This is a genomic window from Rhodococcus sp. G6(2025), from assembly GCF_058628105.1.
Window position 1 is genome coordinate 35,668 of the sequence record NZ_CP179752.1, and the last position, 13,413, is coordinate 49,080.

10 protein-coding genes are annotated in these 13,413 nt (G+C 66.5%); 9 read left to right on the forward strand and 1 reads right to left on the reverse strand.

Features of this window, described 5'->3' with window-relative positions; genetic code table 11:
* The first annotated feature begins 881 nt into the window (after positions 1–881).
* The 8 genes from ACLIVD_RS41370 (at position 882) to ACLIVD_RS41405 (ending at position 10,853) form a co-directional block, all read left to right on the forward strand.
* On the forward strand, positions 882–1,193 hold the full coding sequence (locus ACLIVD_RS41370) for a hypothetical protein (protein ID WP_043827431.1): 312 nt from the start codon (positions 882–884) through the stop codon (positions 1,191–1,193).
* Positions 1,194–1,237: 44 nt separating this feature from the next.
* Positions 1,238–1,636 carry a hypothetical protein gene (locus tag ACLIVD_RS41375; RefSeq protein WP_012687085.1) on the forward strand — a complete coding sequence of 133 codons (399 nt, stop codon included), beginning with the start codon at positions 1,238–1,240 and terminating at the stop codon, positions 1,634–1,636.
* Positions 1,633–4,689: an ATP-binding protein gene (locus ACLIVD_RS41380; RefSeq protein ID WP_491933565.1), complete on the forward strand. Its 3,057-nt coding sequence runs from the start codon at positions 1,633–1,635 to the stop codon at positions 4,687–4,689. The genes ACLIVD_RS41375 and ACLIVD_RS41380 overlap by 4 nt, the downstream gene beginning before the upstream one ends.
* Positions 4,686–6,830 carry a hypothetical protein gene (locus ACLIVD_RS41385; RefSeq protein ID WP_491933566.1) on the forward strand — a complete coding sequence of 715 codons (2,145 nt, stop codon included), beginning with the start codon at positions 4,686–4,688 and terminating at the stop codon, positions 6,828–6,830. Before ACLIVD_RS41380 ends, ACLIVD_RS41385 begins: the two co-directional genes overlap by 4 nt.
* Positions 6,830–7,666: a hypothetical protein gene (locus tag ACLIVD_RS41390; RefSeq protein WP_491933567.1), complete on the forward strand. Its 837-nt coding sequence runs from the start codon at positions 6,830–6,832 to the stop codon at positions 7,664–7,666. Before ACLIVD_RS41385 ends, ACLIVD_RS41390 begins: the two co-directional genes overlap by 1 nt.
* The gene (locus ACLIVD_RS41395; RefSeq protein WP_491933568.1) at positions 7,663–9,264 is read left to right on the forward strand and encodes a peptidoglycan DD-metalloendopeptidase family protein; all 1,602 of its coding nucleotides are present in this window, start codon (positions 7,663–7,665) and stop codon (positions 9,262–9,264) included. Before ACLIVD_RS41390 ends, ACLIVD_RS41395 begins: the two co-directional genes overlap by 4 nt.
* Before the next feature lie 407 nt (positions 9,265–9,671).
* Complete coding sequence (locus ACLIVD_RS41400; protein WP_491933569.1) at positions 9,672–10,259, forward strand: hypothetical protein; 588 nt, start codon at positions 9,672–9,674, stop codon at positions 10,257–10,259.
* Between the two features lie 12 nt (positions 10,260–10,271).
* Positions 10,272–10,853, forward strand: a complete 582-nt coding sequence (locus tag ACLIVD_RS41405) for a hypothetical protein (protein ID WP_491933570.1) — start codon at positions 10,272–10,274, stop codon at positions 10,851–10,853.
* A gap of 194 nt (positions 10,854–11,047) precedes the next feature.
* On the opposite strand, the gene pgfA is transcribed toward ACLIVD_RS41405, so the two are convergent.
* Positions 11,048–12,121 carry a cell envelope lipid trafficking protein PgfA gene (gene pgfA / locus ACLIVD_RS41410; RefSeq protein WP_491933571.1) on the reverse strand — a complete coding sequence of 358 codons (1,074 nt, stop codon included), beginning with the start codon at positions 12,119–12,121 and terminating at the stop codon, positions 11,048–11,050.
* A 91-nt stretch (positions 12,122–12,212) separates the two neighbouring features.
* On the opposite strand from pgfA, the gene ACLIVD_RS41415 reads away from it, so the two are divergent.
* Positions 12,213–13,379, forward strand: coding sequence for a cytochrome P450 family protein (locus tag ACLIVD_RS41415; RefSeq protein ID WP_491933572.1), 1,167 nt, complete (start codon positions 12,213–12,215; stop codon positions 13,377–13,379).
* Positions 13,380–13,413 lie beyond the last annotated feature (34 nt).

Here is a 13,413-nt window from a genome sequence, read left to right on the forward strand (position 1 = left end):
GAGTGCTTCACGGGGCAGTGTGAGGCGCGGGATTCAGCGCTCGCGCGAGTGCTTTTTCGAGTGCTTCGCCACGCGCATCTGCGAGCGGGTGTGCCCGATCGACCGAGTGGTGTTGTGAGCGCTGCGGAAGGCGTGGACATGCACGGCGGTGACTGCTCGCCGCGGCACTGGTTCGAGCACTGCTCATAGCGTTCTACGTGGGCGTTCCGAATAGCGTTGGCGCTGAGCGCAATTCTGGATTACACTCCCCCCCAAGGAACGCCGGGGGGGAGTGGCCCCCGGAGGGGGTGGGCCTGGGAGGCGCTTTTTCGAGCGCTCGAATCCACCGCCGAAATCCATCGCCGAATCCGGCGCCGTTTTCACCGCGCATCTGAGCGCTGTCTCCACGCACCGGCTCACTGGGTGCTTGATCCGCTCGCTGCGCACCTGCCGCGACAGCCCTTCTGGGCGCGGCCTTTGGACCCGCCGTCTGCACCGGGTGCGCACACCGCCCGACCTGACGCCCACAGAGCCCGTGTGTGTACCCATAGCCTCGACGCTCCATCGCACTCCTATACGCGAGCCTCCAACCCCTGCGCCCCATAGGGTCTGATCACCGCGACGACACACGGGCCGCCCCCATCGTTCGAATCACCGCGGGGAATCCCCTCACGCGCAGCCTGATTGCCGGCTGCCCATCGAGATCGCACGGGCCGCGCCGCGCCGCCGCTTCGCACCCATCGCTGGAAACGACATTCCCGATGCCGCACCGCCCCCGTTCACCTGCACCGATGACCCGATCCCGGCGCGGGCACCCCGTTGAGATGAAGAGCGAAATCGACTTACGGTCGTGCGCATCCACATTCAGATGCACCTACCGAACTCAGCGATGGAGTGTGCTCATGTCCCTCACGTCCGCAGTCGTCGACCTGGCGACCACCCCGCCCGGAAGCGTCGACGTACTCGCCCAGAACACCGAAGTCACCACTGGCGGCCTGCGCGCGTGGATCGGCGACAACATCATCTTCACGATCCTCGCCCTGATCGCGTGCGTCGTCCTCCTCGGCGGCCTGCGCGGCAACCTGTCGAAGGTCTTCACCGTAGGCGGTCTGTCGCTGGTCGGTATCGCGTTCTTTTCCCTCGCGAGCAGTGAGAGCGCCGCGACCGGCATCGGCAACTGGATTCTCGGCCTGTTCGGCATCCGAGTGGTCTGACCTGCCGTGCCTGATCACCAATCGACGATCGAAGGGAGCCGACTGTGATCGACAACGACGACCTGCTGCACCGGGTGGATCAGCACTACCTCGGCCCAACCGGGTTCACCCTGCCCGTCCGGATTCGGTACGCGGCGCTCGGGCTCGGGGCCGCATTCATGGTCACCGTCTTCGTCATCGCCCGCGGCATCGTGCACGTGCCGCTGGGTTTCAAGTCCCTCGTCGTGATGGTGGTCATCACCGTCGTGCTCACCGCGCGGGTGACGAAGTTCGTTAACGCCGACCGCCCGGTCCGGGCGGTGATCCGGGCTGCGTGGAACGACCTGAACGCACCGCGCCCACCGAAGCCCGGCCAGACCGTCGTGCTCCGCATTCCCGCCATTTCCCGCGCTGCCGGCAGCGCGCATGCCGTCACGCCGATCGAAGGTGAGTCCTCCCGATGACTTTGCAGCCCGACAACGAGATCGCCGCACTGTTCGATCCGAACTTCGACGAGCCCGAGCCGGTCATCGTTCCGCCCGGTGCGTTGCCACCGTCGTGGGCGGCGGCGATGGCGGCGAACCGATCGGCCGCCACGCCGGCCCTGGCCCAGGAATTGGCTTGGTCACAGGCTCCGAACAGCAACATCGCAGCCCCCGCACCGGTCGCGGTCCCCTCCCCCGCACCTGACGCGGAGCCAGAACCCACCGCGAAAGGTAAGCGGCGCGGAAAGAAGCGCGGCCGCCGCGGCGACCCGGAGGCGGAGTTCACCAGGCAGGCCGCGGCGGCGAAGAAGCGCGCGGACCGCGAACGCAAGGCGGTGCGTCTCGCGCTGGTCGGGGTGGAGGGCAACGTCACTCGCACGCGCCGGCAGTCGACGGCGTGGTTCGTGCAGTCGCCGGGGCCGTGGAACATGCGTCCGGTCGGCAAGCAGCGCCGCTACATCCAGAACGAGGGCTTGGTTGTGGCGAACCTCGCCGAGGCCGGTGTGACGGGGCTGCACCGGCGGTTGGTGCGCACGCCGTGGCCGGTGCGGCAGTGGGCGCAGGCGCATGACGGGTGGGCCGATCCGATTCCGGACGTGCCGGGTGCGTTGTCGTGGGCGGATTACCTGCGCGGGCAACAGCACGCGATGTTGTGGGGCAACCCGACGCAGAAGGGCCGCTATTGGGGCGTGGAGCTGCCGCCGCGCTCGGTGCTCGCGCAGGGGCTCGACACGGTCGGGCAGTGGCTGGTTCCTGTCGTCGACTGGCCACTGCTGGGCAGGTTCGCTCAGCTGTGGCGCAAGTGGGCGCGCGATGCATTTCTCAACGAGCAGAAGGCGATCGCCGATCACCTCTCCACGATCGAGCGGCACCTGTCCGGTCAGGGTGTGAACGCTAAACCTGCAACTCCAGGCCAGATGGATTACCTGTTGCTGCGCTCTGCGACGCTTGGGCTGCCGCTGGATGCGGACGGTGTGATCTCCGGTGCCGGCGACTGGGAGGAATCCGACGTCGCCACACTCGAGGACCTCACCAATCTCGAGCTGACTCCTGGCGACGGTTACACCACGGTGCGCGGGCAGGTCGGCGGCAGGGACTACACCGGCTACGCGATCGTTCTGACAGTCGGGCGTATGGCACCGCTGCCGATCCCGGAGAAGATGCTGCCGTGGCAGGTGATCGGTGATCCGTCAGGCGAACCCCTCGAATGGTCCGAGCGCATCTCGCTCAAGACGAAGGGGCAGACGCTGCGTAGCCTGCGCCGGTTGACGTCGAAGATCGAGGCCCAGTTCGACCACTACACCGTCGAACACGACCAGGTCCCGCCGCAGGAACTGGCCGAACAGCACGCACTCGCCCAACGGGTGATCTCCGACATCGAGGAGGACCACTCGGGCCTATCGGTACGCACCCAGGGCTGGTACCGCGTCCTCGTCGTCGGTTCGTCGCCGGAGGAGGCGAAGGAGAAGGTTGCGTTGTTGCAGGAGATGTACGCGCCGCGGATTCGCCTGGAACCCGAGCACGGCCAGTACCAGCTGCTGCGCGAGTTCATCCCGGGTGAGCCACTGGCGAACATCGCGCACTGCCGGCGGATGAACGTCGAGGCGCTGTCGGCTGGCATGGCCGCGGTCGGTGACCGGATCGGTGACCGCACCGGCGTCGTGGTCGGGCAGACCGCGTCGATCGCTCCGCGGCCCGCGGTATGGGATCTGTTCGCCGCGCACGAGAAGAAGCACAAGTCCGGTCTGACGCCGATCGTCGCGGTGCCCGGCTCGGGTAAGACATTCCTCGCCGGCATGCTCGTCTACCAGGCGGTGCGTGCGGGCGCCTGCGGTGTGGTGCTCGACCCCTCGGGGCCGCTGAAGAAGCTTGCGCAGCTACCCGAGTTCCGGGGTATCGCCGAAGTGCAGGCGCTGACCGGTCGCACCTCTCGTCCGGGTTCACTCAACCCCTACCGAGTGATCGTCGACCCCCGCCCCGACGACCTGGAGTACGACCCGTCCAATCCCGACTACACCGACGACGCCGATCCGGTCGCCGCGGCGCAGTCGCAGTACGAGGCGGATCTGCGAGCCGCGGAGGCGGAGCGGATCTCGGTGGCGGTGTCGGTGCTGAAGATGATGCTCACACCCTCGCGCCTCGAACATCAATGGACCGAGACGGTTCTACAGACCGCGGCGAACATGGTCGGCGGCGACCGCCGCCACAACCTGAGCGAAGTCCTCGCCGCCATCGCCGCGATCGGCGAAGGCAAGGACGAGAGCAACATTGACCTGATTTCCTGCGCACGGTCCATCCACCAGGACCTGGCGATGATGTCCCAGCTCTCCGAGGCTCGCGTGCTCTTCCCGGAGGAGGGAACGATCGGCGACGGCGAGGACGTAGACCGCAACGTGCGCCTGACGGTCCTGACGATGCCGGGCCTGCAACTACCCCCCGAGGGCACCGACCCGGCGCAGTGGACCCCGCAGCAGCGGATGGCCGGCCCGCTGATGCATATGGCGGCGTGGATGGCGAACCGGCTCGTCTACGAGCTGCCGCGTTACGAACGCAAGGTGCTATTTCTCGACGAGAACAAATACCTCGAGCAGACCGGCGCCGGACGCACCCTGAACCTGCGGATCGCCCGCGACAGCCGCAAGTACAAGGTTCGCGCGCTGGTCTGCTCGCAACTGCCAGACGACTACCTCGGCGTCGACGGCACCGACGACAAGTCCGCGCTGACGTACGAGGTGATTATCGGTGACCTCGGCGGCAACGCCCACGCGATCGAGGGCGCGCTCAAGCTGCTGAACCTTCCGCTCGGCGAGGGCTACGAGTCACTACTGGCCGGCCTCGGCGGCGGCGGGGAGGACACCCTCGACGAGGACACCGACACCGAACACCTGGACCAGGCCCGCCGGTTCATCGTGAAGATGGCCGACGACATCGAGCTGATCCGTTCGGACTGGACGCACTACGTGCACCTGGCCCACGTGTTCGACGCCCTGGACTCGCGAGCTACCCGCGCGGCGATCGGGGGTGCGACATGAGCCCGCTGCGGCCCAAAGCCGCACGGATCGGCCATTCCCCTTCCCCGCGCCGTTTCGGGTGGCGTACGGGGCTCGTAGGGCGTGTTCTGGTGGTGCTGATGCTGGCCGCGGTGTCGCTGATCGGACTCGGTGGCGCTGTCGCGGCGGCCGGCGGGTTCGACTGCCAGGACGTCCCGCCACCGGAGTTCCCGAACGAAGTCATCGAGACCACCTTCGACTCGACCAGCGCCGACCGGCCGACCACCGGCGGCACCGGCTATCAGACCTACGGGTGGGCCGGGCTCAAGTGGCACACCTACGACCTCGGCTGCGGCGCGGACCTGGTCAAGGCACCGGGTGCGGTCGGCGACACCACCCTGGGCAACACGTTCTTGACCATCGGCAAATCGATGGCGGCCGCCGCGTTCTGGCTCGACGACCAGACCAAGACCGGCCAACACGCCACCGCGGCCGGGGTGACGCCCGCGCTGGAGAAGTTCGACCAGATCATCTTCTCCATCACCGAAGGCATGCGGGGCCTCTACGGGCAATGGGTCGGCATCGGCCTGGTCGTCGTGGCCTCGATGATCCTGTGGAAAGCCCTGAAAGCCGACACCGCCGGAGTCACGAAGACCGCGGCGATCGCCGCCGCTGGGCTCGCGCTCGGCGCGTTGATGGTCGGGGCCCCGCAGAAGGCGCTCCAGGTGGCCGACGAGACATTCGGGGCGCTGATCACCGAGACGCAGGACCAGATTTTCGCGGTGCAGTTCGGCGACGACGGAGGCACGCTCGCCGGCGGCAGCACCGACCCCCGAAACGTGCTGGTCGACCAGATTTTTCTTCCCGACTGGCGCAAGGGATGGTTCGGTACCAATTACGACCCGGAGGATAAAGCTGGCCTCGGTGTGAAGCTCCGAGACTCACTGGCGTTCACCTATGACCAGCAGAACGCGGTCAAGGACGATCCGAAGGCCCAAGCGCAGCTCGCCGAGGAGAAGGCCGACCAGTTCCGGGAGATCGTCACCGATCTCGAAACCGACTACCAGCTCTCCTACTACCAGTTCCAGGGCAAGGACTCCGGCCGCACCTCCACCGGCTTCATGGGCATGATCAAGCTGGCCATGCCCTCGCTGCTGTGGATCGGCGCGTCCCTGCTGAAACTGACCGCACTGCTGGCGATCCGGTTCGCGGTCCTGTTCGCCCCGATCTGGATTCCGGTCGCGATCGCCTACGGCGGGTGGCTGGCCCGGGTGATGCGCATGCTCGCCTCGGCCTACATGTGGGGCGTGGCCGGCTCGGTGATCGTCGCGCTCTACCTGATGGCGCTGGTCCAGCTCTACGTCAACTCGAACGGGGCCGTCGAAGGGTCCTGGCGACTGTGGTTCATGGTGCTGCTGACCGTCGTGTGCTGGGCGATCATGCGGCCGTTCAAACGGATGAGCCAGACCTTCACACAAAACAGTGCGAGCATGGTCAACCGCAAAGCCCGAAACGCCAAGAAGTCCATCAAACGCAAGGCATTCGACGCTGCGAGCTTCGCGGTCGGCGGGCCCGCGCAGGCGATCACGGAAAAGGCCACCGAACGCTTTGCCCGCCGTGGACGCGACGGACACGAGGACGACGACGGGGCGAGCACGGTCACTCGGCCCGAGGGTCGCGCACTGGGCAACCGCCGCCAGCAGACGCTCACGCAGTCACGGGCCGATGCCCGGAAGGCGCAGGGGCTGGGCCAGGCCGCACGCCTGGGCCAGGCCTCCGACGCCGCGGCCGATCGCGATGCACGTCTCGCCGGGATCGCCGCCGTGGCCAGCCGCGACATCGCCCGCGGCAAGGGCGGGGTCGACAGCAAGGACGCCGACCGCGCAGTCAGGTCCGGCGCCGCGGCGTGGAAAAGGTTCGACCAGAAAGAGGCCGACAACCTCGTCCAGGAACGCCGCGCCCGCAAGGAACTGCTGACCGCCAGCGTCGGGCAACGGTGGGACGGCGGCGACCGCTCGGCCATCGCCCCGATGAAGGTCTACACCCCCACCCGCGGCCAGCGAGAGACACATCACGCCACCGCGTCCACGCCCCACCACTCACCGGCGAAGGCGCCCCCGAACGCGAAGGTATGGAACGCCGCCGCCCCAGCCCGCACGACACCTGAGGACCGGTACATCTGATGTCGGCATCCGGACCCAACCCTGTCCTCGCACCGATTCGCCGATGGGTGCTCTACTCCCGCACCCACCTGGCGATCACGGTGGCCGGCACAGTCACGCTGCTGTTTGCCGCCGGCGCGGCCTTCGGAGAGACCCCTCCGCCGCGGGCAGTCGCCCACCAGGCCGACACCACCGTCGAATCAGTCACGCCCACGAAGACAATCAGTTACGACCTCGACGAAGTGAGCGAATCCCTGGTCGCCGCCAAGACCGCAGCCTGGGCCGCATCCAGCGCGCCTGCCACCGCGATGGCGTACGCGCACGCCTTCGTCGATACAACACCGTCGGATTCGCTGTGGGCCAGCACCATCGGCCGACACACCGCCGACAAGCCGGGAGAATACGTCGTAGCAGCCCGGCCACGGACCCCAGTGGTCATCACCGGACCCACGGTCAGCACGCTCACCGACGGGCCCGACGGCACGCGAACCGCGCGGGTGACCGTTCCGACGCAGGCCGGGGACCTGCGGATCACGCTCACCATCGACGTCGACGAGGCCAACGGTGAGAAGCGGTGGGTGGTCGACACTCCCCTACCGACCCTCGACCTCTCCGAGGTCGAGAACATCGCCCCGCCGACCACACCCACTCCGCGCACGTCGACGACACCGACCACCACCGCGACCGACACCACACTGCCGCAGCCGAGACCGACCTCGAGCCCGTCAACGACGCCGCAGCCGACGGTCGATCTCGACGAAACGGCAACCGCCCCGAGCCGCGGCAACGACCCGACGCCGGTACCCGGACCGATTCCAATCCCGGAACTCGACACACCGATCCCGGGGGGACGGTGAACATCCGCCGCGCACGGTCGGCGCTGCTGCTCACTAGCGCCATCGGCATCGTCATCGGGACATCGGCCTGCTCGCTGGGCGCACCGATCATCCCGAGAGATCCGTGCCGGACTGTGACATCCGACAGCACCGACGGCGTCGGGTCGATCACCGAGAACCTGACGCTGGCCGTGTCAGGACCAATCCGTCTGCCGGTCGAACCCGGGACCACCACGTTCACCTCCGGATTCGGTGAACGCTGGGGAGCTCAGCATCAAGGTGTAGACCTCGCCGGGCCGGTCGGCACAAAGATCCTCGCCGCGCTCGACGGCAACGTCGTCAAAGCTGGGGACTCCGGTGAAGGACCCGGGGTCGGGTTCGAGAACTGGGTAGTCATCGACTCGAACGTTGATGGCAAGCCCGTGAGCACCGTCTACGGCCACATGTTCGCCAATGGAATTCACGTTGCACCGGGCCAGCAGGTCAAGGCTGGCGAACACATCGCCGATATCGGCAACGCCGGCGGATCGACGGGCCCGCACCTGCACTTCGAGTACTGGCAGGGCGGTCGACTGCAGGGCGGAACAGCCCTCGACCCCGTCACGGTCCTGCCCGACATCGTCGAACAGAACGGCACCGACGGAGGCGACCTCGACACCGTCAGTAACAGTCCCGTTCAACTCGTGGCCGCATCCCGGTCGACGGCTGACTGCTCGGGTTTCGGTATGGCCGGCGGTGGCGAGCTGGCATTCGGGATCGTGCCGGCCGAGTTCGAGCCGTGGCTACGTCGCGCCGGCAGTGTCTGCCCGGAGATCGACGCTCCGTTGCTCGCCGCTCAGCTACAGCAGGAGAACGGATTCCGGCACGGCGCCGATGCTCCGGTGTCATCGACCGGAGCGCTGGGCCCCGCACAGTTCATGCCCGGAACCTGGGCAACGTGGGGTAAGGACTATGACGAGGACGGGAAGGTCGACCCGAACTCCATCGGAGACGCGGTGATGTCGCAGGCGCACTTCATGTGTGCCCTGTACCAGGACGTTTCCGGCTACATCGCCGGCGGCCAGGCCAAGGGCGACCCCATCGAGCTGACACTTGCCGCCTACAATGCCGGTCCCGGCGCCGTGCAGCAGTACGGCGGTATCCCGCCCTTCGCCCAGACCGAGAATTACGTCCCCAAGATCATGCAGGCCCGCACAGGGTTCACCAATCCCAACGCCCGCGGTCGATTCATCCCGAACACTTCCGGTGACAGCAGCCAAGTCGTCACGGCCGCTCGCGAATACCTCGGCACCCCGTATGTGTGGGGCGGCGGCGGAACCGGCGGACCCTCCGGCGGTGGGTTCGACTGCTCAGGTCTGACCTCGTACGCCGTGCACGCGGCTAGCGCAGGCAAGGTCTCCCTCCCCCGCACCTCCGAGCAACAGTGGGGTGTCGGCATCGAGATCCCGATCGACCAGGCCAAGCCCGGCGACCTGGTCTTCGGCAGCTGGGGGCCGAACGGGCCAGGACATGTGGGCGTCTACTTCGGCACCGGCCAGATGATCCACGCCCCCACGCAGGGCGATGTCGTCAAAGAAGCTCCACTCCAGGCAGGGATGAAGGCTCGCCGCGTGTTGTAGGGACGGGCCATCTCCGCCACTTGTAGGTTCTCAAAATTCATTTCGCCGTTCTCACATAGTTTTCGCCGGTCTTTCGCTTCCGGACGATCGGTGAGAATCCGGGGGCGTATCTGCGGCCCGTTCGCCATGACGCGCCGGAGCCCCGGACTGACGCGGACTCGGCCTGCGCCGCAACTACCGGCTCGTCCCGACGGACTCCGCGCCTCCGCGCCTGCGCAAGCCGAGAAGGCGAATAAACGATGAGAAGCCTGGAGCGAAGAACCCATGGGAAACCACACCATCAGCGCAGGCCAGCCACGACCAGGCCGAAAAGAAGGAAGAGAACCTACAGCCACCCATTCGGAGCAGGAAGGATGTGTCATTTATCCTGGTAAAAGGCCAAATTCGGTCATTGGAAAGAGGATGATGTGAGGGCACGAAGGCTCGTCGTCGTGGTTCTGGTAGTCGCTGTCATCGGATTCCTGGCGTACATGTACCCCTCCCGAACCAACGATGGCGAGGACTCGGCGAGCGTGGCGGCGTCGACGACCGCCCGCGCGCCCACGACCACGTCGGCCGCGCCGCCAGCCGATGTCAATACGACCGAGCCGCCGACTGCCTCCCGCGACGCTGAAGGGGCCGCCCAACAGGGCCTGACCGTGGCGTTCACCTGGTACCCGGCCACCGACACCAACCAGAACGACGCATACAGGCGGGCCCGAAACTGGCTGACCGGCAAGCTCGCCGACCGCATGATCATCGACGCCCGCACCGAGCGCGGGCCAGGTGTGCAGTGGGACGAGTGGGCGCAGCAGCACGCCAAGGTCATTGCAGACGTCAGTATCGGATGCTCCGGCTGCCCCGAGGACACCGACACCGTCGTCCAGCGCGTGGCCACCATCAAGCAGACCGCGATCGCCGGCAGCAACACCGATACGGTCGAACCCGACACCACCGTGTGGGTCCGGGTCGTCCGCGAGGGCGGCCATTGGCTCATCGACGACATACGCTACTGACCCGGAGGGCCCGTGACCCGCAAAACCGTTGCCGCAGCACTGATCAGCGCTGTTCTCGCCGTCGGCCTAACCGCGTGCAGCAGAGATGAGTCGACCACCACCGCCCCCACCAGCGCACCGATAGCGACCACGACGGTGTCTGTGTTCGGCACCGACGGGTTCATCGCCAACCGGCTGCTCAACTCATCGAGGGCGATCGTCGAGACAGTGGAGGAACGCGGCGGCACACGAGAACAGGCGATCGCTGCTCTCGTTTCCAGCGAAGCCGAGACGGGCTGGCAATCCGGACTGCGGATGTCCCCGCCTGCAACGGACATCCGGGACATCTTCGGCTGGCGGCTCGCGTACAACCTTCCGGCCGACTCCGCTGAGATAGTCGTCGCCGCCACCAACACATTCATGGACAACGCCGCCACCGTCACGGTCAGCGCCGACGACCCGGCTGCCTACGCCCTGGCCGTCCAGCTCGCAGACCCCCGCGGCTACAACGAGAAGGAGCATTTCTACAAAAAGGGCGAGACCGCCGCCACCGAGTACGCCGCCGCCCTACCCAAGGCCCAGGCCGCGTACGCCGAACTGCGCGGTTCGCAGTAACAAGAACAACGAATGGGGACGTGTCGTTTGCGCCAGTCAACGGCATTGATCTCTCTCCAGTTCACCGCTGCTGACGCAGTCGCGAGGAGTAGATGAAGAGGCCTGGCCCGGCGTCCTGTCCGCCGTTTGTCGTGAACGGGGGTGGGTGCCGGGCCAGGTCTCTTCTCGGAATCCGGTGATTGTTTCTTCACCTGCTAGACAGAAGTTTTGGGATTCATTCGTGACCAGCGGCGCGCGAGGATGATTGCAGTCCCCACCAACACGATGCCGACCACGGCACCGAGAGCCGGCCCATAGCGAGTTCCCCACAGGATCGCGGTACGGGCGTCCTTCGCTTGTTGGGCAAGGCCGTTGATCGTTTCGTCGTCGAAGTGGGTGTGCGCTTCCAGCGTGGTCACAGCATTCGGGTCGTCAACCGACCGCGCCAGCCATCGCCTCGGCTGCTCCTCCACAGCAACGATCGCACCAGAAGCAGGCTCGACCCACACATTGCGCGTCGTGGAGTAATGCAGATCCATCGTTATCGGCTCCGCACCAGGTAGCCCCCACTTTTCAGCGGGCAAGGTCGTCGTCGCGACACTGCCGATCGATTTCCCAAGGTTCACGGGGCCGATCGTCTGCTGAAAGTGATACAGCCGCATGCCGTCGACCACGCGATCGTCGTCTACGTACTCGATCGGATGCGTCTCCCGTGCCGTCCCGTCGTAGTACGGGTAGCTGACCTTCTCGACGTCGAACGGAAACTTGTACTGAATTCCCTCGCGAGGCGTCTCCGTCGGGGGCTTGCCCTGCTCGGCTTGAGTGGTCGGGACGGGCTCGGCGAGCGGCATGCCCGATCGTCGGTCGATCGTGACGCGATCGACCATTGCCGAGACCAGGCCCAACCCCTCGCCCCAGTCGGTCCGGACCGTCTTCTGCGCCGCCTGCAGAGTTGTCGAATCGGCCGAAACTGGATCCTCTGTCGTCACGTACACCTGAATCCGCAGCGGGACACCCCGGTCGGTCGTCAGCGGACCCTTCATAGCCACCGAGGTGGCCTTGAGCACCGCCGCGTCCTCCGCAACCGACACCGTCGCCGATTGCACATCGAGCGGGATGACCTTCAACCTGGCGGCACCGTAGGTGGGAACCAAGACAGCGACGGCGAGCAGGCACGAGCCGAGCGCGAGGAGAGTGCAGACCGCTGCGGATCTCCTCCACCCCCGACGGTCGGCGGCATCCGCCTTGTGCACGTTTTCATCCAGTACGGTGTCGACCTGAGCACTCACGTAGCGCACCCTAGCCGCCGGAGCGATGCAGAATCCCGGTCAGCCGGTATCTTCGTCCTGAGGTATTTGCCACATCACAGAAGGGAACCTGGTGCTCGATCCGTTTGCGCCCGGCCTGAGTGTCGCGGAGGCCGATCGCTTGCATGCGCACCTTCGCGCCGTCGGCCCAGTTGTCGAGGCCACCGACGCCGACGGACTGCGCGTCTGGATCATCACCCGGTACGACGACGTCTCTCGACTGCTAGCTGACCCCGGAATCGTCAATGTCCGGCCCGGCGGCCCATCAGGCAGCCCGGGTCTTCCCCTACCACCGGCACTGGCCCGCAACCTGCTCAATATGGTCCCCGATGATCACCGGCGCGTCCGCGCTCTGGCAGCGCCCGCGTTCTCACGGCGACGAATCGGAGCGGTGAGGCAGATGGTGACAGCCCGTGTCGACGGACTCCTGAACGATCTCGACCCGAACGAAACCGGTGTTGTCGACCTCTTTCCCGCCTACGCCTCTCCCCTGCCTGCTGACATCATCGCCGAGATGCTCGGCGTGACCGATACGGACGCCGACGAGTTCCGTACCGCCGCGGCGACCGTGATGGCAATGAATCCTGGCGAACCCACCGCGGACGACCCTCGCATCCCGGCCATGACCACGATCGTTCTCGTACTCATGCGTGTGATCGCGGCCAAACGGAAATCGCCCGGCGACGACGTCATCACTGATTGGATCACCGCCCGCGACGCCGAAGACCGGCTGACCGAAGAGGAACTCATCTCCCTGGCGTTCCTGACGTTTCTCGCCGGATTCGAGAACTCCGTCTACCAGATCGCCAACGCCATCGGCATTCTCGCCGGACTCGATCGAGACCAACTACTCGTCGAAATCGCCGACGACCAGCTCTGGCGCGCCCGGGTGACGCAGCTTGTCCTCGACGCCGCGCCCGGGTCCTACGCGATACGGCGATTCCCGATTGACGACATCACCGTCGGCGGCATTCGCATCCCCGCCGGCAGTCCTCTGTATCTCTCCCTGCGCGCGGCGACCAACGACCCCGCCCGCGGCGAGCGCCCGGACCTGGCCTTCGGCCGCGGACCTCATTACTGTCTCGGCGCCGATCTCGCCGTGATGCAGCTCGCCACTGCTACTCGCCGCCTGTTCCAACGCCACCCGGGCCTGTCCCTGGTGAAGCCATGGGAAACACTCGACCGGCGACATACGTGGCGCACTCACGGCCCCACTGAGATGCCAGTAAACCTGACCTGACCAGCCGAAAGCCAGTACGGGAGAAACGGATAAA